The sequence below is a fragment of the Streptomyces sp. NBC_00690 genome (assembly GCF_036226685.1).
Taxonomy (GTDB): domain Bacteria; phylum Actinomycetota; class Actinomycetes; order Streptomycetales; family Streptomycetaceae; genus Streptomyces.
On the sequence record NZ_CP109009.1, the window covers coordinates 6,069,349 to 6,092,233 of the forward strand.

Annotated in this window: 19 protein-coding genes and 1 riboswitch; of the genes, 13 read left to right on the forward strand and 6 right to left on the reverse strand. The window is 68.9% G+C overall.

Annotation, left to right across the window (positions count from 1 at the left end):
- Positions 1–6: 6 nt before the first annotated feature.
- From OID54_RS26725 to OID54_RS26735, 3 genes are all read left to right on the forward strand, one after another.
- Positions 7–954, forward strand: coding sequence for a CopD family protein (locus OID54_RS26725; protein ID WP_329023525.1), 948 nt, complete (start codon positions 7–9; stop codon positions 952–954).
- 182 nt (positions 955–1,136) lie between these two features.
- Positions 1,137–2,354, forward strand: a complete 1,218-nt coding sequence (locus tag OID54_RS26730; protein WP_329023526.1) for a S8 family peptidase — start codon at positions 1,137–1,139, stop codon at positions 2,352–2,354.
- A gap of 288 nt (positions 2,355–2,642) precedes the next feature.
- Positions 2,643–5,216 carry a DUF11 domain-containing protein gene (locus OID54_RS26735; protein ID WP_329023528.1) on the forward strand — a complete coding sequence of 858 codons (2,574 nt, stop codon included), beginning with the start codon at positions 2,643–2,645 and terminating at the stop codon, positions 5,214–5,216.
- 60 nt (positions 5,217–5,276) lie between these two features.
- Here the strand turns inward: OID54_RS26735 and OID54_RS26740 are convergent, their stop codons facing one another.
- The 6 genes from OID54_RS26740 to gcvT all read right to left on the reverse strand — a co-directional run bounded on the left by OID54_RS26740 (position 5,277) and on the right by gcvT (position 10,530).
- Complete coding sequence (locus OID54_RS26740) at positions 5,277–5,663, reverse strand: type II toxin-antitoxin system VapC family toxin (RefSeq protein WP_329023530.1); 387 nt, start codon at positions 5,661–5,663, stop codon at positions 5,277–5,279.
- Positions 5,660–5,932, reverse strand: coding sequence for a hypothetical protein (locus OID54_RS26745; RefSeq protein WP_329023532.1), 273 nt, complete (start codon positions 5,930–5,932; stop codon positions 5,660–5,662). The genes OID54_RS26740 and OID54_RS26745 overlap by 4 nt, the downstream gene beginning before the upstream one ends.
- Positions 5,933–6,076: 144 nt before the next feature.
- Positions 6,077–7,444, reverse strand: coding sequence for an L-serine ammonia-lyase (locus OID54_RS26750; protein ID WP_329023533.1), 1,368 nt, complete (start codon positions 7,442–7,444; stop codon positions 6,077–6,079).
- A 131-nt stretch (positions 7,445–7,575) separates the two neighbouring features.
- A complete protein-coding gene (gene glyA / locus OID54_RS26755; protein ID WP_329023535.1) occupies positions 7,576–8,832 on the reverse strand; it encodes a serine hydroxymethyltransferase in 1,257 nt (418 codons plus the stop codon).
- Between the two features lie 74 nt (positions 8,833–8,906).
- Positions 8,907–9,284, reverse strand: a complete 378-nt coding sequence (gene gcvH, locus OID54_RS26760; protein ID WP_329023537.1) for a glycine cleavage system protein GcvH — start codon at positions 9,282–9,284, stop codon at positions 8,907–8,909.
- Positions 9,285–9,405: 121 nt separating this feature from the next.
- Positions 9,406–10,530 (reverse strand): glycine cleavage system aminomethyltransferase GcvT, encoded by a 1,125-nt coding sequence (gene gcvT / locus OID54_RS26765; protein ID WP_329023538.1) that lies wholly within the window; start codon positions 10,528–10,530, stop codon positions 9,406–9,408.
- Between the two features lie 147 nt (positions 10,531–10,677).
- A riboswitch (glycine riboswitch) is annotated at positions 10,678–10,773 on the reverse strand.
- 222 nt (positions 10,774–10,995) lie between these two features.
- On the opposite strand from gcvT, the gene OID54_RS26770 reads away from it, so the two are divergent.
- The 10 genes from OID54_RS26770 to OID54_RS26815 all read left to right on the forward strand — a co-directional run bounded on the left by OID54_RS26770 (position 10,996) and on the right by OID54_RS26815 (position 22,691).
- Entirely contained in the window at positions 10,996–11,694 is a 699-nt protein-coding gene (locus OID54_RS26770; protein ID WP_329023540.1) for an AAA family ATPase, read from the forward strand.
- A gap of 321 nt (positions 11,695–12,015) precedes the next feature.
- Complete coding sequence (locus OID54_RS26775) at positions 12,016–12,795, forward strand: enhanced serine sensitivity protein SseB (RefSeq protein ID WP_329023542.1); 780 nt, start codon at positions 12,016–12,018, stop codon at positions 12,793–12,795.
- A gap of 116 nt (positions 12,796–12,911) precedes the next feature.
- Positions 12,912–13,697, forward strand: coding sequence for an enhanced serine sensitivity protein SseB C-terminal domain-containing protein (locus OID54_RS26780; RefSeq protein WP_329023544.1), 786 nt, complete (start codon positions 12,912–12,914; stop codon positions 13,695–13,697).
- 799 nt (positions 13,698–14,496) lie between these two features.
- Positions 14,497–15,498, forward strand: a complete 1,002-nt coding sequence (locus OID54_RS26785; RefSeq protein ID WP_329023546.1) for an ABC transporter permease — start codon at positions 14,497–14,499, stop codon at positions 15,496–15,498.
- A gap of 204 nt (positions 15,499–15,702) precedes the next feature.
- Complete coding sequence (locus OID54_RS26790) at positions 15,703–17,478, forward strand: ABC transporter substrate-binding protein (protein ID WP_329023548.1); 1,776 nt, start codon at positions 15,703–15,705, stop codon at positions 17,476–17,478.
- A gap of 259 nt (positions 17,479–17,737) precedes the next feature.
- Complete coding sequence (locus OID54_RS26795) at positions 17,738–18,736, forward strand: ABC transporter permease (RefSeq protein WP_329023550.1); 999 nt, start codon at positions 17,738–17,740, stop codon at positions 18,734–18,736.
- On the forward strand, positions 18,733–19,848 hold the full coding sequence (locus OID54_RS26800; RefSeq protein WP_329023553.1) for an ABC transporter ATP-binding protein: 1,116 nt from the start codon (positions 18,733–18,735) through the stop codon (positions 19,846–19,848). The genes OID54_RS26795 and OID54_RS26800 overlap by 4 nt, the downstream gene beginning before the upstream one ends.
- Complete coding sequence (locus OID54_RS26805) at positions 19,845–21,059, forward strand: ABC transporter ATP-binding protein (protein ID WP_329023555.1); 1,215 nt, start codon at positions 19,845–19,847, stop codon at positions 21,057–21,059. Before OID54_RS26800 ends, OID54_RS26805 begins: the two co-directional genes overlap by 4 nt.
- Positions 21,060–21,076: 17 nt before the next feature.
- Positions 21,077–21,736, forward strand: a complete 660-nt coding sequence (locus OID54_RS26810) for a trimeric intracellular cation channel family protein (RefSeq protein ID WP_329023556.1) — start codon at positions 21,077–21,079, stop codon at positions 21,734–21,736.
- A 109-nt stretch (positions 21,737–21,845) separates the two neighbouring features.
- Complete coding sequence (locus tag OID54_RS26815) at positions 21,846–22,691, forward strand: thioesterase family protein (RefSeq protein WP_329023557.1); 846 nt, start codon at positions 21,846–21,848, stop codon at positions 22,689–22,691.
- Positions 22,692–22,885: the final 194 nt, after the last annotated feature.

Genomic DNA, 22,885 nt, shown 5'->3' on the forward strand with positions numbered 1-22,885 from the left:
CCAGACGTGAGTTCCTCCGCTGCCGTGTCCGACGACGGACTGCCCCACCGGGGCGGCCGGACCGCCGTGCTGACGGCGGCCCTCGTCCTCACCGCCCTGGCCATCGCCTACTTCGGCACCCGCTTCGCCATGCGCGGCACCGGCGAACTGCCCATCCCCGCGGCCGGTACGGCCACGCTGCTGCGCGCCGTCGTCTTTGTGGCCCTCGCGATCCACCTCGGAGAGTTGGTCGGAGCACGTCTGGCCAGCCGAGGAGGGCAGCCGCGCTCCTGGTCCACGGCCGCCGCGCTGGCGGGAGCAGCAGGAGCCGCCGGCCAGATCGTCCGGCTCGCGCTGGTGAGCGACATCGACATGACCACGGCGTACGGCACCCGTGAGGGACAGCTTCTGCTGATCATGGCGAATGGTTTCCTCGCCGCTGCCGGCTGTATCGCCCTGCGCCGCCCCGCCCTTGCCGCGCTGCCCCTGGCGCTGGTGATCGTCGCAGAGGCGATCCGTGCCCACCCCGAGCCCTACAGCCCCGAATTCGGTGCCGCCCTGACCGTCTGTCATCTGACGGCCGCATCCCTGTGGGTCGGGGGGCTGCTCCATGTGCTCCGCGCACTCAGACTGCGCAGACCCAACCGTGCGGACACCACCGCCGTCCTCGCCCGCTATGCACGTCTGGCCGTCTGGCTCCTGGCCGTCCTCGCCGTCACCGGCACCCTCTCGACCCTGCGGCGGCTGCCCCCCGACGTCGTCTTCGACACGGCGTACGGCAAGGTCCTCATGGCCAAGGTGGCCCTGGTGGTGGTGGCGTGCGCGCTGGCACTGGTCGCTCGCCACCGGATGGTGCGCGCCCGCCCCGATGCCGTGCTCCCCGCCCGGGTGGAACTCGCCGTCCTCGCCATCGCCATCGTTGTCTCGGCGATGCTGACGGTCGTCCCCGACCCCCAGTGGCTGAGCATGCGCTGAACCGAGCCGGCTCACTCGACCGGCGGCCGAGGGCGCGCAAGGGCGCACCCCTCGCACGGGCGCTGGTCCATTCGGTGCACGTTCCTCAAGTCCTGTGTGGCACGGACGAAACCAAACATGCTGGCCTCTCGCAGGTCGGCCGCTATGCGAGCCGTTTTGTCCCAGACCTCTAGGAGCACCGCATGCGCCTGCGCGCACGCCGGGCATCAATCGCCCTCTTGCTACTCGCCCCCCTGCTCATCGGGGGGACCGATGCCGTGGCCGGTACGGAGGACGGTCCCGTGTCGATCGAGCGCTCCGCCCAGGCCATCCCGGGCCAGTACATCGTGAGCCTGAACCCCGATCACGCCCCCGACGGTGTGCTGCGCAGACTCGGGGTGAAGGCGATGTTCACCTACGACTCCGCCCTGCATGGCTTCGCCGCCCGGCTCTCTCCCACCCAACTCGCCGCCGCGCGCTCCCTGCCCGCCGTGCGGGCCATCGAGGAGAACGCGAAGATCAACCTGGTCCAGCCCATCGGGTCGGCGAAGGCGGGAGCCCAACTGGCCAACCACCGCCCCCGGCGAAGCATGGTGCCGGCGGCGAGTTGGGGGTTGGACCGGATCGACCAGCGGAATCTGCCGCTCGACGGTCAGTTCGACGCCGTTGCCACCGGTAGCGGAGTGACGGCGTACATCGTCGACACCGGCATCGAGACCGCACACGAGGAGTTCGAGGGCCGGGCGTCGGTCGGCTTCGACGCCATCGGGGACGGGCAGGACGGACAGGACTGCGCGGGCCACGGCACCCATGTCGCGGGCACGGTCGGCGGCGCCACCTACGGTGTTGCCCCGGATGTCTCCCTGGTCGCGGTCCGGGTGCTGGGCTGTGAGGACGGCGGGACCCTGGCCGGAGTCATCGCAGGCTTCGACTGGGTCGCCGAGAACGCCCGCCATCCGGCCGTCCTCAACGCCTCGCTCGGCGGCGGTTCCTCCCCGGCGCTCGACGAGGCCGCCAACGAGGTGGCCGCGCGGGGGGTGCTGCCGGTCGTCGCCGCGGGCAATGAAGCACAGGACGCCTGCAGGGTCTCACCCGCCCGCGCAGCTGACGTCTTCACGGTGGGGGCGACCAACAGCTCGGACCAGCAGGCCCGCTTCAGCAACTACGGCACCTGCCTGGAGGCGTACGCCCCCGGTGTGGACATCATCTCCGCTCAGCTCGGCGGCGGCTATGTCGCGCTCAACGGAACGTCCATGGCCAGCCCCCATGTCGCCGGGGTCGCGGCCCTGCTGAAGGAGTACTACCCGGCAGCCGCGCCGCAGGACGTCAGCCTCTGGCTCACCGACAACGCCACGGAGGACGTGATCAGCCCCATCAGCGCGGCTTCGCCCAACAGGCTGCTCCACACCGGCGGGCTGTGACCCCCGGATCGTCCGACGGCCGGTGGGGCAGGCTCCTCGATCCGAGCCCGCCCCACCGCTGACGCACCCACCGCTGACGCACCCACCGCTGACGCACCCACCGCTGACGCCTCCGGTGCACAGCTGCCGCGTCACGGCTTCCAGATGCTTGGACGGGGGCCGTCCGAGTGCTTCTGCGGCATGTCCGAGAGCACTTGCATTCATCCGTAAATCATTTCGCTACACCATGCGCAAACTGACCGCACATTCCGGTGAAGTGGTCATGCGAGCGAATGGAGCGCACCTTCGATGCGTGGATGTTCCGGTGGTCTGCGTCTGAAAGTGCTGGCCGTCTCCGCTGTGGTTCTGGGTGCCCAGGCAGTGGCGATGAACCTCGCCGTGCCGGCCGCTCATGCGACGGTTCCCCCTACGCCCGGGGTGCCTCAGCCGCCGTCCGTGCTCTACTTCGAGGATTTCGAGAAGAACACGGGGAAGACCCCGATCCTCCTGCCCTCGCACCAGGGCGCGCCGCCGCTGAACCAGACGTACACCGCTGATCCCGCCTGGCTGGAGCCGGCCGACTGCAACGGCATCGTGCTCAATCAAGCGGGTGGCAACCAGCCCGCCTGCGAGGCCCGGAACGCCAGGGGCATGACGGTCTTGAAGGGCCAGGCGAAGGTACTGGGCCAGGTGGACGGGGCGGCCGACCCTTCGCTCAACCATGTGGTCTCCGCGTACACGGACACCACCGACCCGGGCGCGAACAAGGTCGAGTTCCAGACGCGAACCCCTGTTCCCCTCGCCCTCACCGGCCGCTTCATCACCTTCTCGGTCGATGTCGCGGCAAGCGGCTGCACGGCGTCCGCGCCGTTGCTGGAGTTCCATCTGACCGGTGACGGGCGGGACGTTCCGGTATTCAGCTCGCCGATCGATCCCTGCACCGACGCCAGGGCGCAGACCCACCCCGGCGCCGCCGGTGACCGCATCAGAGCCGGGTCATTCCCGAGCAACGGCTCCGTCCTGTTCTCGGGGTCTTCGCTCGGCATCAAGATGGTCAATGCCAACGGCAGCGGGCTCGGCAACGACCACTCGTACGACAACATCCGGATCCTCGATGCGACACCGCGGTTGGACATGGAGTTCAACCCGGCCACGATCTCCGCGAACGGCACTTCGCGTCTGACGTTCACCATCACCAACACCACCGATCTGGCGGCCAAGAACGGCTTCGGATTCCAGGACGCGCTCCCTGTCGGGGTGGTGGTCGCGCCGACGCCGAACACCGCCACCACGTGCGGCGCTGGCACGGTCACCACAGAGGCAGGCGGTGCCTCGATCGCCCTGGTGAACGGCAGTCTCGCCACGGGGGCGCCGTTCTGCACCGTGGCTGTGGAGGTGACCGCGGCCCGCGAGGCCGCGTACGTCCATCCGTCGACATACGTGACCCCGGCCGGGCTCAACCCGCCTGCCCCGGCGACCCTGTCCGTCACCGCCCCCGGCCCCTCCCTCCGGACGAGTGCGGCCGAGCCCTCGTTCGTCGTCGGTCAGGAGATCCACTACACCCACACCGTCACCAACAACAGCACCGCATCCCTGAGTGCGGTAGCGATCACCGACGACGGCCCCGGCACATCGACCGTGTCCTGCTCAGCGGCCACCCTCGCGCCCGGCGCTTCGCTCGACTGCACGGCGACCCGAACCGCCACCGCAGCCGATGCGGCCTCCGGCACGATCACCTCGACCGCTTCCGTCACCGGAACCACACCCGACGGCGCCGAACTCACCGGTACGGGCGACCGGGTGGTGATCCCCCTTCGCTCCCTCGCCGTGGTGAAGACGGCAGCCGAGAGCGGGTTCGACACGGCCGGCCAGGAGATCCACTACACAACCCGGGTCACCAACAACGGGCTGGCCCCACTCACCGGCATCGGTGTGACGGACGACGGCCCGGGCACACCCTCCGTGACCTGCCCGCCGACCGTATTGGCCCCCCGCGCCTCCATGAACTGCCTCGCCACACACACCACCAGCGCGGCCGATGTGACCGCCGGTGGGATCGTCGGCACCGCAACGGCAACCGGCAACAGCCCCGGTGGGGAATCCGTCACCGCAACCAGCCGCACCCACACCGTCCCCCACACCCCTCAGGCCGATCTGTCGGTGGAGCGGTCGGGGCCTGCGACGGTGGTGGCGGGTGGTGTGGTGGAGTACTCGATCACGGTTACGAATCATGGTCCGAGTGATGCGACGGGTTGGTCGTTGGTGGATCCGATTCCGGTGGGGTTGGCTGATGCGGCCACGACGACGGCGGGTTGCATGATCATTGGTACGACGCTGACGTGCACGGGCGGTCCGCTCGCGGATGGTGCCGACTTCGACATCGCCCTCACCGGCAGGGCGGCCGGGAACGCGACGACCACGATCGTGAACACCGCGACGGTCGACGGCCAGGACCTTGACCCGGACCTCAGCAACAACGAGGACACCACCACGACGGAAGTGGCTCGGAGCGTCGATCTGTCGGTGGAGCGGTCGGGGCCTGCGACGGTGGTGGCGGGTGGTGTGGTGGAGTACTCGATCACGGTTACGAACCATGGTCCGAGTGATGCGACGGGTTGGTCGTTGGTGGATCCGATTCCGGTGGGGTTGGCTGATGCGGCCACGACGACGGCGGGTTGCACGATCATTGGTACGACGCTGACGTGCACGGGCGGACCGCTCGCGGACGGTGCCGACTTCGACATCGCCCTCACCGGCAGGGCTGCGCCCGATGCGACCACCATCGCCCACACGGCGACGGTCGACGGCGACAATGTGGACCCCCACCCGGAGAACGACGAGGACTCGACCACGACGACGGTGGTTGGCAGCGGACCTAGTTGACCTCGGGGTCGCGCGCTCCGATCCGCACAAGGGGATGGACCGAGGCGCGGCCTCGCAGGGTCAGACCTTGATGATGCGGACGCCGGGGCGGCACAGCACGAGGAGGTCCTCGGGGTCCGACGTCAGTACGGTCACGGGGGCGGGCGAGGCGAGTGCGGTGGCGGCCACGATGGCGTCGAGGGCGTACTGGTGGCCGTGCAGGCCGGCGGCGGCGAGGAGCTTGCTGGCATGGCGGGCGATGGCTTCGGTGGGCGGGACGATGTTCACGCGGGAGACGGCGTAGTCGAAGCGGGCTTGGTTGACCTTGGGGTCGCGTGCTTCGACCAGAGTGACGGAGCTGGTGACCACGCGGATGTCCTCGTCCTCGGCCAGCCACTCGGTGACTTCAGGGGAGCGTCGTACGAGTTTGGACAATCCCTCACAGTTCAGGACGAGCGTCCCGCTCACGGTGCGTCCGCCGAGTCGGCCATGTCACCGCGGAGGATCGCTCGCTTGGTCTCGACCGCTACCTGGTCCACCGGGCCGTGTTCGGCTTCGGCGTCTTCGATGAGTTCGCGCAGCAGGTCCCGCTCAAGCTGGCGCTGGATGAGAGCTTCGACGTAGGCGGACATGCCTCGCTTGCCGGTACGTGCCTTGAGGGCGGCGATCGTGCCTTCGTGGAGGGAGACGGAGACCGGACGGACGGGGCCTTCGCCGGGAGCAGAAGGGGTAGCCATGAACCCACTTCCCAGGGACTTTTCAGAGACTTTCACGTCTGTCTCAGGGCCGATCCAGGGACTCTCCACCGTGCAAGCAGGGTGGGCCCTGACAGCGCTGAAAGACACAAAAGTGCTGGTCAGGGCCCACCCGTCACGACGGCCTCAGCACTCGATGATGTTCACCGCGAGCCCGCCCCGCGCCGTCTCCTTGTACTTCACCGACATGTCCGCGCCCGTCTCCTTCATGGTCTTGATGACCTTGTCCAGGGAGACCTTGTGGCTGCCGTCGCCGCGCATCGCCATCCGGGCCGCCGTGACCGCCTTCACCGCGGCCATGCCGTTCCGTTCGATGCAGGGGATCTGCACCAGACCGCCGACCGGGTCGCAGGTCAGGCCGAGATTGTGCTCCATGCCGATCTCCGCCGCGTTCTCCACCTGCTCCGGGGTGCCGCCCAGCACTTCCGCCAGGGCTCCCGCCGCCATGGAGCACGCCGAGCCGACCTCGCCCTGGCAGCCGACCTCGGCGCCCGAGATGGAGGCGTTCTCCTTGAACAACATGCCGATCGCGCCGGCCGAGAGCATAAAGCGGACCACGCCCTCTTCGTCCGCGCCGGGGACGAAGTTCATGTAGTAGTGCAGCACCGCGGGGATGATGCCCGCCGCGCCGTTCGTGGGGGCGGTGACCACTCGGCCGCCTGCGGCGTTCTCCTCGTTCACGGCCATCGCGTAGAGGGTGATCCACTCCATCGCCCGGGCGAGCGGGTCGCCCTCGGCGCGCAGCTGCCGGGCCGAGTTCGCCGCACGACGGCGGACGCGCAGTCCACCGGGCAGGATGCCTTCGCGGGACATGCCACGGGAGACGCACGCCTGCATGACGCCCCAGATCTCCAGCAGCCCTTCGCGGATCTCCTCCTCGGTGCGCCACGCCTTCTCGTTCTCCAGCATCAGCGCGGAGATCGACAGACCCGTCTCCTGGGTGAGCCGCAGCAACTCGTCGCCGGTACGGAAGGGGTACTTCAATACGGTGTCGTCGAGCACGATCCGGTCTTGGCCCACGGCGTCCTCGTCGACGACGAACCCGCCGCCGACCGAGTAGTACGTCTTCTCCAGTACGGTCGCGCCCTCGGCGTCGTACGCGAAGACGGTCATTCCGTTCGCGTGGTACGGCAGGGTCTTGCGCCGGTGGAGTATCAGGTCGCGGTCGAAGTCGAAGGGGATCTCGTGGGTGCCCAGGAGGTCCAGCCGGCCGGCGGCCTTGATCTTCTCCACCTGCTCGTCGGCGTTCTCCACGTCGACCGTGCGCGGTGAGCTGCCGGTCAGTCCGAGGAGTACGGCCTTGGGGGTGCCGTGGCCGTGTCCGGTCGCTCCCAGCGAGCCGTAGAGCTCGGCGCGCACGGCTGTCGTCCGGTCGAGGAGTCCTTCGTTCTTCAGTCGCCTCGCGAACATACGGGCCGCGCGCATCGGGCCGACCGTATGGGAGCTGGAGGGGCCGATGCCGATCGAGAACAGGTCGAAGACCGAGATGGCCACGTTGGACTCCTAGTGCGACTGGTAGACGCCGTTGTCTGCCGGGGTGGTGCAGATCACGCGGTGGAACGGATGGGGGCACCGCGCTCACTGTCCAGTGTGCGTGGTGCCCCCGGAACTCCGGGCAGGGCTGTTTACAGCCCGGGGTACAGCGGGTGCTTCGCGGCGAGCTCGGACACCCGGGCCCGCAGGGACTCGGTGTCGTAGGTCGGCTTGAGCGCGGCGGCGATGATGTCCGCCACCTCGCGGAAGTCGTCCGTCTGGAAACCGCGGGTGGCCAGCGCCGGGGTGCCGATCCGCAGGCCCGAGGTCACCATCGGCGGCCGGGGGTCGTTCGGGATGGCGTTGCGGTTGACCGTGATCCCGACCTCGTGGAGGCGGTCCTCGGCCTGCTGGCCGTCCAGCTCGGAGTTGCGCAGGTCGACCAGGACCAGATGGACGTCGGTACCGCCGGAGAGCACGGAGACACCGTGCTCGGTGACGTCGTCCTGGATCAGTCGCTCGGCGAGGATGCGGGCCCCGTCCAAGGTGCGCTGCTGGCGCTCCTTGAACTCGTCGGAGGCCGCCACCTTGAACGAGACCGCCTTCGCGGCGATCACATGCTCCAGCGGGCCGCCCTGCTGACCGGGGAAGACCGCGGAATTGATCTTCTTGGCCAGGTCGGCGGTGGAGAGGATCACACCACCGCGGGGGCCGCCGAGGGTCTTGTGCGTGGTCGTGGTCACGACATGGGCGTGCGGCACCGGGTTCGGGTGCAGACCGGCCGCGACCAGACCGGCGAAGTGCGCCATGTCGACCATCAGATACGCCCCGACCTCGTCCGCGATGCGGCGGAAGGCGGCGAAGTCCAGCTGGCGCGGGTAGGCCGACCAGCCGGCGACGATCAGCTTCGGCTGGGACTCCTTGGCGAGCTTCTCGACCTCGGCCATGTCGACCCGGCCGGTGGCGTCCACGTGGTACGCGACCACGTTGTAGAGCTTGCCGGAGAAGTTGATCTTCATTCCGTGGGTCAGGTGCCCGCCGTGGGCGAGGTTCAGACCCATGATGGTGTCGCCCGGCTTGAGCAGCGCGAACATCGCCGCCGCATTCGCCTGGGCGCCCGAGTGGGGCTGCACATTGGCGTGCTCGGCGCCGAAGAGCTCCTTGATGCGGTCGATCGCGATCTGCTCGACGACGTCGACGTGCTCACAGCCGCCGTAGTAGCGGCGACCGGGGTAGCCCTCGGCGTACTTGTTGGTGAGGACCGAGCCCTGGGCCTCCATCACCGCGATCGGAGCGAAGTTCTCCGAGGCGATCATTTCCAGGGTCGACTGCTGGCGGTGGAGCTCGGCGTCGACGGCTGCGGCGACGTCCGGGTCCAGCTCGTGGAGAGGGGTGTTGAGAAGCGACATCTCGAAGTCCCTGTCGGGGTCGTGGTCGGTGACTTGCGCGAGCCGGCCGACCGCTCGGGTCGGCCGGAGCCCCATCAGCTGCTGGAGAAGGCGGCGTACTCGTCGGCCGAGAGCAGTTCGTCCTGCTCCCCGCTGACGCGCACCTTGAAGAGCCAGCCGCCCTCGAAGGGGGCGGTGTTCACCAGCGAAGGGTCGTCCACGACGTTCTGGTTGATCTCCGTGACCTCACCCGTGACCGGGGAGTACAGATCGCTGACCGACTTGGTCGACTCCAGTTCGCCGCAGGTCTCGCCGGCGGTGACCGTGTCGCCCACCGCCGGGAGCTGGGCGAAGACGACGTCACCGAGTGCATTGGCCGCGAACTCGGTGATGCCGATCGTCGACACGCCGTCCTCGGCGGCCGACAGCCACTCGTGTTCCTTGCTGTAGCGCAGCTGCTGGGGGTTGCTCATGACGAGGATTCTCCTGTACGCGGAACGTGCTGGTGAACGGATGGCCACCTGCCGAGACGGCGGCGGACGTGCCGGGTGCCCAGTGGCTCCCGGGGGGTGTTGTCGACGCTACTTCCGTCGCTCACTTCTGGCGCTTGTAGAAGGGCAGCGCGACGACCTCGTACGGCTCGTGCGTGCCGCGGATGTCGACGCCCACACCCGCGGTGCCGGCAGCGGCATGGGCCGCGTCCACGTACGCCATGGCGATGGGCTTGCCCAGGGTGGGGGAGGGGGCTCCGGAGGTCACCTCGCCGATCACGCGGCCGTCCGCGACCACGGACATGCCGGCGCGCGGGACCCGGCGGCCCTCGGCGATCAGACCGACGAGCTTGCGCGGCGGAGCGCTCTCGGCGCGTTCGGCGGCTGCGGCCAGGGCCTCACGGCCGATGAAGCGCCCCTCGTTGGAGGTCTTCTCGAACTTCACCACCCGGCCGAGACCGGCGTCGAAGGGGGTGAGTGCATCCGTCAGCTCATGCCCGTACAGCGGCATCCCCGCCTCCAGGCGCAGGGTGTCGCGGCAGGAGAGTCCGCACGGCACCAGGCCCGCGGCCTCCCCGGCCCCGGTCAGCGCCCGCCACAGGTCCTCGGCGTGCTCGGGCGCCACGAACAGCTCGAAACCGTCCTCGCCCGTGTAACCGGTGCGCGCGATCAGGGCGGGATGCCCGGCGACCGTACCGGGCAGGCCCGCGTAGTACTTCAGACCGTCGAGGTCGGCGTCCGTGACCGACTTCAGGATGCCCGCGGACTCCGGTCCCTGGATGGCGAGCAGCGCGTATGCGTCCCGGTCGTCCCGGACGGAAGCGTCGAAGCCGGCGGCCCGCTCGGTGATCGCGTCCAGGACGACCTGGGCGTTCCCGGCGTTGGCGACCACCAGGTACTCGGTCTCCCCGAGCCGGTAGACGATCAGGTCGTCCAGGATGCCGCCGTCCTCGCGGCAGATCATGGTGTAGCGGGCGCGGCCGACGGCGACCGAGCCGATGTTCCCCACCAGCGCGTGGTCGAGCAGATCGGCGGCCCCGGGACCCGTGATCGTGATCTCGCCCATGTGCGAGAGGTCGAAGAGGCCGGCGCGGGTGCGGACGGCGTTGTGCTCGTCGCGCTCGCTCGCGTACCGCAGGGGCATGTCCCAGCCCGCGAAGTCGGTCATGGTCGCGCCCAGCGAACGATGCAGTGCATCGAGGGCAGTACGACGGGGGGTATTGCTCATGGACGGGGCTCCCAGGGCATGGCCGATGAGGACGGTCCTCCCCATCTGTCATCGGAACCTGAGAGGTTCGTCACGACCACGCACTCAGGTGGTCATGACTTGCACCTTGGGTGGAGCCGCCGGGGCGGCTCGCTTTTCAGATCTGCCTCATCACACGCGGTACGGGGCCTGAGAGATTCAAGGGAGGAACTTGCTCCTTCGGCGCCCGGCACATAGTGCCCGGGACTCTCCCGCGTGGATTCGAACGGCCGGTATGGAGTTGGCGGGCACATCATTACACGCATCTCGGCCCGGTGGGGGGCGGGGAGCTCGTGGATCTTCCGTGGTCGAGGCGCGTTCTTCGGCCATCGTCCGATCCCCGACCGTGTTTTGGGGCGCGGCTCAGCGGCAAATAACTTGCCTCCCATTACCATTTCTTTACGCTTCATGGGCAAGTGTGTGGTGACTGACATGGGGGAGGGTGTAATGACGTTGCAGCACTCCAGTGCCTACGCCACTACGGCGGGGGTGCCCGTTCGACCACAGGTGCCCCCTCGACCACAGGCGTCCGCCCGACCACGCCTGGGGGCGACCGCGCCGGTGCTGCGAGATCTGCGGGACCGCGCCGGGCGCAGTCCCCGTAGCCTGCTTTTCGCCGCGGGGGACGTGGTCGTCGTCTCCGGACTTCCCGGCAGCGGGAAGTCGACCCTGATCCGTCGGGCGGCCAGCGGCAGCCGCATCGACTCGCAGGACGCCCGGGACCGTTGGGCGCTGCGGATGCCGCGCTTCCTGCCCTACGCGATCTACCGCCCCTTCGTCCGCTACTCGCACTATGCGGGGCTCAGGCGCGCCCTGCGCTCGGGGGAGAGCGTGGTGGTGCACGACTGCGGTACACAGGCGTGGGTGCGGCGCTGGTTGGCCAGGGAGGCGCGCCGGCGCGGCAGCAACCTCCACCTGGTGCTGCTCGACGTGCCTCCGCAGGTGGCCCGGCAGGGGCAGATGGAGCGTGGCCGGGGGGTCTCCGGCTATGCGTTCGCCCGGCATCGGCGCGCCACCTCCCGGTTGATCGCCGACGCCGAGTCCGGGAGGCTCCCGAGCGGCTGCACCTCGGCCGTCCTGCTCGACCGTTCGGCGGCTGCGGGCCTGGCCAGCGTGCGGTTCACCGCGATGGAGGCGGCCGGCTAGGCGGTGTCGCACCCGTCCGCCGCGTCCGCTGCGGCTCCCACGTCCGCCGCGTCCCCTGCGTTGTCGGGGTGTCGAGCGCGGCTGCGGGGCGACCGCGTTCGGTGGCTAGGGCCAGGCGGCTGTCGCGTCGTTCCGTGGATCACGGCTGGGGCCGGGCGCGTTCGGCCTCGGAGCCGGAGCCGGAGCCGGTGTGAGACCGGTCGCCTTCTTCGCCTTCCTGTCCGGCTTCTTCCCTGATGGGGACGGCGCACCGCCCGCTCGGCATTAGGGTCTGAGGGCAAGCCGTGGGATGACCGGCCGAGCCGGGGAGAGAGCCACCAGATGAGCATTCCAGAGCACGTACACCCGCACTCCTACGCCAGCGGCTGGCCGGCGAACGAGTTGGAAGAGGCACTCGCCGCCTCCCTGGACACCCCCGGCGCGGGCGCCAGGCTGGTCGAGGTGCTCGGCCGCAGTTCCCTGTGGGTCCCCCTTCCGAACGGCGGCTCACCGGACAGCCGTGACCTCGACCTCCCCACGATGGAGTTGGACGGCGCCGCGTTCGTGCCCGTCTTCAGCTCCGAGGAGCAGTTCCTCAGTTGCGTCGGCAGCCATATGTCCTTCACCGTCGCCCCCGCCCGGGACTTCGCCCGCGGGCTCGCCCCCCAGTTGGGCATCGCCGTCAACCCCGGGGGCACGGTGGGCGCGCCCTTCCCGCCGCCCGCCGTCGCCGAACTCTGCCGCACCGGCCGCACCCACCTCGACGGGCCGGCCGCAGGCGGCCGGGTGCGACTGTTTGAACCGGACTGGCAGGAGGATCCGGTCGACTTCCTGGCCGCGGCAGCCGCCGAGTTCCAAGCGCTGGGCGACGTCCTGTCCGCACGACGGGCGCTCGCCTCCGTCGAGGGCGACCCGCCCGCTCTCTTCATCGGAGTCCAACTCGCGGTCCCGGGAGTGCTCGAAGCCACCGACAGCGCCCCGCTGGACGCGCTGGGTCGGGCACTGGGCCGGGTCCAGGTCGGCTGGCCGGTCAACCTCGTACTCCTGGACGCGACGCAGGACCCCGTCGTCGACTGGATGCTGACCAAGGTGCGTCCGTTCTACCGACGGGACGAGTACTAGCCGCCGCGGTCAAGTCGGTGTCGGCGGGGCAGATTAAGCTGGAGGTCTGGCCCCGCCTCCCGCCGATGCGGAGGCCGTGCCGGATCGTCAGTCGAAGATGAGGGGCGGGGACCAGGGTGAGCGCGTCAGGCACCGCGGCGGCCGGACACGTCGAGCACATGCTGCGCCAGGTGATCCCCGGACGCTTCGATGCGTACGAGGGATTGCTGAAGGCACTGGCCGACCCTGCACAGGGGCGGGTCTGGATGTTGCTCTGGCAGGGCACCCCGGGCTCCCACGACGCGCAGTACGGCTCCATGGAGATCGACGGCGTCGGCTACGCCCCCTGCGTCACCTCGGCCCAGGAATTGGCCGCCTCCGGCTGGAACCGCTCCCACGAGGTCGTCGGCGGGATCGACATCGCCCGTGCCCTCTACCCGGGGCGCGCGGGAATCTGGCTCAACCCCCATGCGCCCGGCGGGGGCGTCGGTATTCCCTGGCCGGACCTTCGGCGGATCGCCACCGGTCTCGACCGGATGCCCGCCGGCCCGTTGCGGCTCTCCGACCCCGCGGTCGAGATCCCGCACTTCTACGCCCTGCTCTCCCAGAACGCCCACCGGACGGCGCCCATCCGCTCGTTGCGCCGGGTGTGGGTGCAACCCGCGCTGGGCGCTCCCTACCTCGCCATCGGTCTCGATCTGTACGACACCAGCAGGCAGTCGGTGGACGCGGTGCGGGCGATGATGCAGCAGTCGATCGCGGCGGTGCCCGACGGCCTGCCGGTGTCGACGGTCGCCATGTCCGACGAGTACGACCCGGTGACGATGTGGCTGCGGGCCAATGCCCGGCCCTTCTACGACCGCGACGCCCATGGCGCGGGGTCCGCCCCCGCCGGCTACGGCTATCCGCCGCAGGCCCGCTGAGCCGTCTGCCGGAACCCGTACGAGCGTGCGCACGGCGCCGCTTTTGTCCCGGATCCGCTCCCGGACTTTTCCCCGAATGAAGCGTGTTGGCCGGTCCATGCCTCTCGGCAGCGCATTGGCCTGATCTCTTTTCGCGGTCTCCCCGGGACTGTCCGACGTCTGACGTTTTCGGTGTCAGGGGAACCCGTGGTGCGCGTCTCGCCACCTCGTAGATCCAGCCAATCCCGATGTGCCACGACCGCAACGAGTTGCACCAGATGGCCGGGACCGGTCGGTTCAGCTTTGACCTTCGCGGGAGCTTAACCGCAGGTCCACGACACCTTCACAGATCGTCGCTTCCGCAAACCTTTCCTCCCTTGATGGCGTGATTTTCTCGGCATAAGGGGAATCAAAGCCAATCCACCTCTTCTTGGTGTGCTGCTCGAACCTGCCCTGAAAGCGCTCTCTCGGGTGTTCCCTTCCGCTCCATCCCAATGGCTCCCCTCCGTCCACATGGCGGGATCTCTACCAACTATGCGCGTATTCATGGGATTTGATGGACCGCTCAGTCGGTGCCGACGTCCGGATAACGGGTTACGCCAGCGCATCACGTTTGAGCAAACATTCCCCGGGAGGGCTGGCGGCTGATCGCGCGACCATTGAAGACTCCCGCTCCAAGGGCAAATTCGCCCTCGCGTACGGAGCGTCGCATCCGCGCCTTCCGTGCCCCGGCTCCACCACGCACCAGATGTTGTGAACGAAGCCGCTAGCGCGGCGGGTACGGGCCGGTCAGCGCCGGTCGAGAGGGGTCCCCACCACGATGACGGCACCACTGCACGGCACCAGTGCGCAAGCGGAGGAAACCCCGCCCGCCGATGTCACGGCTGTCGCCGCCCCCCGGGTCCAGGGCCGGTCCCTGGGGCAGATCGCCTGGTCCCGTCTGAAGCGCGATCGGCTCGCCCTGGCAGGCGGCATCGTTGTCATCCTCCTGGTGCTCACCGCGGTCTTCGCGCCGCTGATCGTGAGCCTGTTCGGGCACCCGCCAAACGAGTTCCACCAGGACAAGATCAACCCGCTGTTCGGCACTCCGCACGGCGCGTTCGGCGGCATCAGCTCCGAACATCTCCTGGGAGTCGAACCCAACAACGGTCGCGACGTCTTCAGCCGCGTCATCTACGGCGCCCGGATCTCCCTGCTCGTGGCGTTCCTCTCCGCTGTGGTCGCCGTGCTCCTCGGTACCGTGCTGGGCATCGTCGCGGGGTACTTCGGAGGCTGGGCGGACTCGCTCATCAGCCGGGTGATGGACATGCTGCTCGCCTTTCCGCAGCTGCTGTTCATCATCTGTCTGGTCTCGGTGCTTCCCAACGACCTGCTCGGGATGACCGGAAGCACCGTCCGCATCGCGATCCTGGTCGCGGTCATCGGCTTCTTCGGATGGCCCTACATCGGTCGCATCGTCCGCGGCCAGACGCTCTCGCTGCGGGAGAAGGAGTACGTCGAGGCCGCCCGCAGCCTGGGCGCTGGCCGGCGGTACGTGCTCTTCAAGGAGTTGCTGCCGAATCTGGTGGCTCCGATCACCGTCTACACGACGCTGATGATCCCGACCAACATCCTCACCGAGGCCGCGCTGAGCTACCTCGGCGCGGGTGTGCGCCCGCCGACCGCGTCCTGGGGGCAGATGCTCTCCAAGGCGGTGGACACCTACGAGTCCAATCCGACGTTCATGGTCGTCCCCGGGATGGCGATCTTCATCACCGTGCTCGCCTTCAACCTCTTCGGGGACGGCGTACGGGACGCGCTCGACCCCAAGGGGTCCCGCTGACCCCACGCCCCACGGGCCCGGCACCCCCGGTCCCGGCTCCCCGCGCGGGAGAGCGTCGCAGGACGCACCCCGCGGCCTTCGGCCCGGCCCGGGCCGCGGACAACTGAGCGGACAACTGAACTGCCCCTGCCACAGCGGCCAGGCGGCTCCCCACGGTTCCCCGGCAGACGGCGGGGGCCGCGCTACCTCGGAGGTTGCAGGACTATGACACCCCTACGTTCGTCGCGGACCCAGCGCATTGCCGGAGCGGCGCTGGTGGTGGCCGCCCTCACGGCCACCGCGGCCTGCGGCGGAGGCGGCTCCAAGGACGGTGAGGGCGACGGCAAGGCGGCCGGCTACAACACCGGTGCCAAGGGCATCGCCAATCCGTCCACCAAGCAGGGCGGCACGCTGAAGTTCATCGGCAAACAGGACTTCGACTCCACCGATCCACAGCGCCAGTACTACGGAATGGCCTGGGACTTCTCCCGGTTCTACGCCCGTCAGTTGATCTCCTACGCGCCCAAGCCCGGCCAGGCGAGCGCCGAACTGGTGCCGGACCTGGCCCAGGCCAAGGGCGAGATCTCCAACGACGGCAAGACGTACACGTACCGACTGCGCGAGGGGATCGCCTGGGAGGACGGCACGCCGATCACCTCCAAGGACATCAAGTACGGCATCCAGCGCACCTGGGCGACCGACGTCATCACCGGCGGGCCCAGCTATCTGCGGCAGGTGCTCGACCCCAAGGGCGAGTACAAGGGCCCCTACAAGGACACCACCCCGGACAAGCTGGGGCTGAAGGCGATCCAGACGCCGGACGACAAGACCATCGTCTTCAACCTGGCCGCCCCCAACGGTGACTTCGAGCAGATGCTCGCCATGCCGTCCGGCTCCCCGGTGAAGAAGGAGAAGGACACGGCGGGCAAGTACCAGTTGAAGCCGTTCTCCTCGGGCCCGTACAAGTTCGAGTCGTACACCCCCAAGAAGGGGGCGGTGCTCGTCCGCAACGACAAGTGGCAGCGGGCCTCCGACCAGATCAGGGCCGCACTTCCCGACAAGATCACGGTCACGATCAACTCCAACATCGAGGCGATCGACGAGCTGCTGATCAAGGGCGAGTACGACCTCGACCTGAACGCCACCGGCATGGGCCAGGCGGGCCGCACCAAGGCGCTCACCAAGCACAAGGCCAACCTCGACAACATCGAGACCAGCTTCATCCGCTACGTCGACATCGCCACCAAGGTCGCACCCTTCGACAACATCGAGTGCCGCAAGGCCGTCATCTACGCCGCCGACTACCAGTCGATGCAGACGGTGCGCGGTGGCCCCGACGCGGGCGGCGAGATCGCCACCAACATGCTGCCGAAGTCCATCAAGGGCTCGGACGACTACGACCCGTACGGCATTCTGGCCCGCAAGGGCAAGCCCGATACGGCCAAGGCCAAGGCGGCGCTGAAGGCGTGCGGCAAGCCGAACGGCTTCTCCACCGCCATCAGCGCCCGCAGCAACAACCCGGGCGAGGTGCAGACCGCCGAGGCGCTCCAGCAGTCCCTCCAGGCCGTCGGCATCAAGGCCGAGGTGGAGTCCATCGACGGCGCCGAGTCCTCCAGCATCACCGGCTCGCCCGCCGTGGTGAAGCAGCGCGGACTGGGTCTGGTCATGACGGGCTGGGGCCCGGACTTCCCGACCGGGCAGGGCTTCTCCCAGCCGCTGGTCGACGGCCGGTTCATCGCCCCGAACGGCAACTACAACGTCTCCGAGACCAATGACCCGAAGATCAACAAGTTCTTCGACGACGCGCTGAAGGAGACCGACCCCGGCAAGGCGGCCACCATCTACCAGCAGATGAACCACGCGGTGGCGGACCTCGCCGTCCAGATGCCCTTCATCTACGAGAAGAACTTCACCTGGCGCAGTTCGCGACTGACGAACGCCTACTCGTCGGCCGCGTACAACGGTCGCTACGACTACGTCTCGCTGGGCGTCGTCAAGTAGCAGTCCGCATCCCTCGTGCGGATCCGGGGCGTCAGTGAGCCCGTGCGATCCGTACGAGGGGTCCTCGCCGGCAGCCGCCGGCGCCATCGGTGCGGACGGGCCGTCCAACTCCTCCCGTCCGCACCGGCAACCCCGCGAGAGCGTCACACCCCACCATCGCCCAACCCGCCAAGCCCGAAGGGCAGGTGATGGCCTCGGGCGGCGATCTGGAGGGCCGGAGCCTGCTCCGGCGCCCCGGGTCGTCGCCGGGCCGCGCACAGTGCTTGCTTACGTCATCCGGCGCTTGTTCGCCGTCGCCATGATGCTGATGGTCGTCACCCTGACGACCTTCGTCATCTTCTTCGTACTCCCGAAGTGGGCGGGTTCCGATCCGGCGTACCTCTTCGCCGGGAAGCAGACGGACCCCGCCGCCATCGAGGGCATCCGACAGAAGCTCGGGCTGTCCGATCCGGTGCTCGTACAGTTCTGGAACTTCCTCCAGGGCCTGGTCGCCGGGCGCGAGTACACCAACGGCTCGGACGTCACCAAGTGCCCGGCGCCCTGCTTCGGATACTCCTTCCGCACCGAGCAGGAGGTCTGGCCGCAGTTGACCGAGGCCATCCCGGTCACCCTGTCGCTCGCCGCCGGGGCCTGTGTCCTGTGGGTGGTCGGAGGGGTGGCGGCGGGCGTCGTCTCGGCGCTGCGCCGCGGCACCCTGTGGGACCGGGCGGCCATGACCGTCGCCCTGGCCGGTGTCTCCCTGCCGATCTACTTCACCGGGCTGATCTCACTCGCGATCTTCAGCTACCAACTCGACTGGATCAGCGGTGAGTACGCCCCGGTCGAAGAGGACCCGGCCCAGTGGTTCCAGACCCTGATCCTGCCGTGGATCACCCTCGCCCTGCTGTACGCGGCCATGTACGCGAGGCTGACCCGCGCCACCATGCTGGAGATCCTGGGCGAGGACTACATCCGCACCGCCCGGGCCAAGGGACTGACCGAGCGGGTCGTCATCGGTCGGCACGCGATGCGCTCCACGTGGACTCCCGTGCTCACGCTCCTGGGCCTGGACCTCGGGGCACTGCTCGGCGGGGCGGTGCTCACCGAGTCCACCTACAGCCTGCCCGGGCTCGGACGGCTCGCCATCGACTCCATCGAGGGCAAGGACCTTCCGCTGATCCTCGGCGTCACCCTCTTCGCGGCCCTGTTCATCTGTGTCGCGAACCTCGTGGTGGACCTCTTGTACGCCATCGTCGACCCACGAGTGAGGATCGGATGAACAGCGCCCGCACCACAGGGCCCGCCTCTTTCGGCAAGGCCCCCGGCGAGGTCGCGGCGGCGGGCTCGCCCGCACCGACGGCCTTCCTCGAAGTGCGCGATCTGCGCGTGCACTTCCCCACGGACGATGGGCTGGTGAAGTCCGTCGACGGCCTCAGCTTCCGGTTGGAGAAGGGCAAGACGCTCGGCATCGTCGGCGAGTCCGGCTCCGGGAAGTCCGTGACCTCGCTCGGCATCATGGGCCTGCACACCGCCGGTCAGTACGGCCGCCGCAAGGCGCAGATCTCCGGTGAGGTCTGGTTGGACGGCAAGGAACTGCTCGGGGCCGACCCGGACGAGGTCCGTAGGCTCCGCGGCCGGGACATGGCGATGATCTTCCAGGACCCGCTGTCCGCGCTGCACCCCTACTTCACGATCGGTCGCCAGATCGTGGAGGCGTACCGGGTGCACCACGACACCGACAAGAAGACCGCCCGCAAGCGCGCGATCGAACTCCTCGACCGGGTCGGCATCCCCCAGCCCGATCAGCGGGTGGACAGCTATCCGCACGAGTTCTCCGGTGGGATGCGCCAGCGCGCGATGATCGCGATGGCGCTGGTCAACAACCCCGAACTGCTGATCGCCGACGAGCCGACCACCGCGCTCGACGTGACCGTGCAGGCCCAGATCCTCGATCTGATCCGCGATCTCCAGCGGGAGTTCGGCTCCGCGGTCATCGTCATCACCCACGACCTGGGGGTGGTCGCCGAACTCGCGGACGACATCCTGGTCATGTACGGCGGGCGCTGTGTGGAGCGCGGACCTGCGGAACAGGTCTTCTATGAGCCCCAACACCCCTATACCTGGGGGCTGTTGGGTTCCATGCCACGCATCGACCGCGACCACGCCGAGCGGCTCGTACCCGTGAAGGGATCTCCGCCCAGCCTGATCAACCTTCCGCAAGGCTGTGCCTTCCACCCGCGGTGCCCCTACGCGGACCTGCCGAAGGACCAGGTGACGCGCACCGTACGCCCCGAACTCCAGCAGGTGTCCGACGGGCACTTCTCCGCCTGCCATCTGCCGCAGGAACAGCGGACCCGGATCTGGACCGAAGAGATTGCGCCCCGGCTGTGAGCGACGAAGTGAAGATTCCCCAGCAGCAGCAGAGCGCTTCCGATGCGCTGTTGAGCGTGGAGGGGCTGGTCAAGCACTTCCCCATTCGGGAGGGGCTGCTCAGGCGGCAGACCGCGGCCGTGCAGGCGGTCGACGGACTGACCTTCGACGTGCGGCCGGGAGAGACCCTGGGAGTGGTGGGGGAGTCCGGCTGCGGCAAGTCGACCATGGGCCGGCTGATCACCCGTCTGTTGGAACCGACCGCGGGAAGGATCACCTTCCAGGGGCACGACATCACCCACCTGGGAGTGGGGGCGATGCGACCCCTGCGGCGCGATGTACAGATGATCTTCCAGGATCCGTACTCCTCGCTCAATCCCCGCCACACGATCGGGACGATCGTCTCCGCGCCCTTCAAACTCCAGGGCATCACCCCGGACGGCGGGATCAAGAAGGAGGTGCAGCGGCTGCTGGAGCTGGTGGGTCTCAACCCCGAGCACTACAACCGCTATCCGCACGAGTTCTCCGGCGGTCAGCGCCAGCGCATCGGCATCGCACGGGCACTGGCGCTCAAGCCCAAGCTGGTGGTGGCGGACGAACCGGTCTCCGCGCTCGACGTCTCCATCCAGGCGCAGGTGGTCAATCTGCTCGATGACCTCCAGGACGAGCTGGGTCTCACCTATGTGATCATCGCCCATGACCTCTCGGTGATCCGCCATGTGTCCGACCGGATCGCCGTCATGTACCTCGGCAAGATCGTGGAGCTGGCGGACCGCACCTCGCTCTACGAGACGCCCCTGCACCCGTACACCAAGGCGCTGCTGTCGGCGGTTCCCGTGCCCGACCCCAGGCGCCGGGGGACCAAGAGCGAACGCATCCTGCTCAAGGGGGACGTACCGTCTCCGATCTCGCCACCGCAGGGTTGCCGCTTCCACACCCGGTGCTGGAAGGCGACCGATGTGTGCGTCCGGACCGAGCCGCCGTTGGTGGCGCTTCGACCGGGGCAGTCGGTGGCGTGCCACCATCCGGAGAACGCGCCGGACCGGGTGCCGGACGAAGAGGTGCTGGAGTCGGCGCGGAAGGCGGTCGACGTGGTCTCGCTCGCACCCGCCGGCTCCGATTCCGCCGAGACGCAGAGTGACGTTCCGTCCGAGCGCGAGCAGCCATCGGATCCCGGGCGGGCGCCGCGGGGGAGGGCCCGGAAGCCGTCGGGAGGCGCCGCCGCGGAGTAGACCGGCACAATCGTCCGGTGCTCCATGAACTCTTCTCCCCCTCCGTCCAGCATGCGCTCGACCTCGCCGGAATCTTCGTCTTCGCGATCTCCGGTGCGCTTCTCGCGGTACGTAAGAACTTCGACGTCTTCGGCATCGCCGTGCTCGCCGAGGTGACCGCGCTGGGCGGAGGGCTGTTTCGCGATCTGATGATCGGGGCGGTGCCTCCGGCCGCCTTCACCGACCTCGGCTACTTTCTGATGCCGCTGGTCGCGACGGCGTTGGTGTTCTTCCTCCACCCCGAGGTCGAGAGCATCCAACTGGGGGTCAACGTCTTCGACGCGGCGGGCCTGGGGCTGTTCTGCGTCACCGGCACGATCAAGGCGTACGAGTACGGTCTGGGGCTGACCTCGTCCGCGGTGCTCGGGCTCGCCACGGCCGTGGGCGGCGGAGTGCTCCGGGACGTGCTGGCCAACGAGGTCCCGTCCCTGCTGCGCTGGGACCGCGATCTCTATGCCGTTCCGGCCATCGTCGGCGCCACGATGGTGGTGCTCTGCATCCGCTGGGAGGTGCTGAACACGCTCACGACCGTGCTCGCCGTGGTGACGGCCTTCTCGCTGCGGCTGCTGGCCCTGCGCTTCCACTGGCGCGCCCCGCGGGCCTGGAACCGGCGCTCGTCCGCGGCGGAGGAGGTCTGAACCCGCACATCGCACCCGCGGCGGGCTCCCGCGGTCGCTTGCCGTTGGATGCCGCTCAGGACCAAAAGAAAAGCTACCGCTTAGTAGTTCATTGTTGTACGGTGCCGTCATGGCACAGGCAGTACAGGCATCCATCGGCGACAGCGAGTTCGACCGGGACACCGCCGTCACCCTTCGCGCCCCCGGCGTCTATGACGCCTTCCTCTCGCCCGGCTGGACGATCATCCGCGCCATCAACGGCGGCTATCTACTGGCCCTGCTCGGCCGGGCACTGGGCGATGCGCTGGACCACCCCGACCCCTTCAGCGTCTCGGCCCACTATCTGAGCGCTTCCCGACCCGGGCCCGCCACCATCCGCACCGAGACCCTGCGGACCGGCCGGACGCTCTCCACCGGCCAGGCGTCCCTGATCCAGCGGGACGAGGACGGCACCGAGGTCGAACGCATCAGGGTGCTGGCGACCTACGGCGACCTGGACGAACTCTCCGACGAGGTGCGGACGTCCGCCACCGCGCCGGCCATGCCCGCCTACGAACACTGTCTGGGCGCATCCGACGGGCCGGTGCCGGCCATCTCCGGCAGCTCGGAGATCCTGGAGCGCCTCAACATCCGCCTCGACCCGGCAACCGTGGGCTGGGCCGTCGGCGCACCCTCAGGTAAGGGGGAGATGCGCGGCTGGTTCTCGCTCGCGGACGGCCGCGACGCCGATCCGCTGTCGCTGCTGCTGACCGTGGACGCCCTGCCGCCCACCGCCTTCGAAATCGGGCTCAAGGGATGGACGCCCACGGTGGAACTCACCACCCACGTCCGGGCCCGCCCGGCACCCGGCCCGCTGCGGGTGGCGATCACCACCCGCAACCTCGCCGGCGGCTTCCTGGAGGAGGACGCGGAGGTCTGGGACAGCGAGGACCGCCTCGTCGCCCAGTCACGGCAGCTGGCCAAGACCTCCCGCTGAGCTCAGCCCATCCGACCCTCAGCCCATCCGACCCTCAGCCCCTCGGATCGCCCCTCGCCCGGACGCCGGAATTCGGTCGGCACACGCCGGGAAGGGCGCTCCGGCGCGAGGGCCGCGCACCACTTAGCGGGCCGGTCACCGGGGTCATCGCCCGCGTTCGGCGAGTCCCGTGCGGCTTGAACACGTATGCGCCG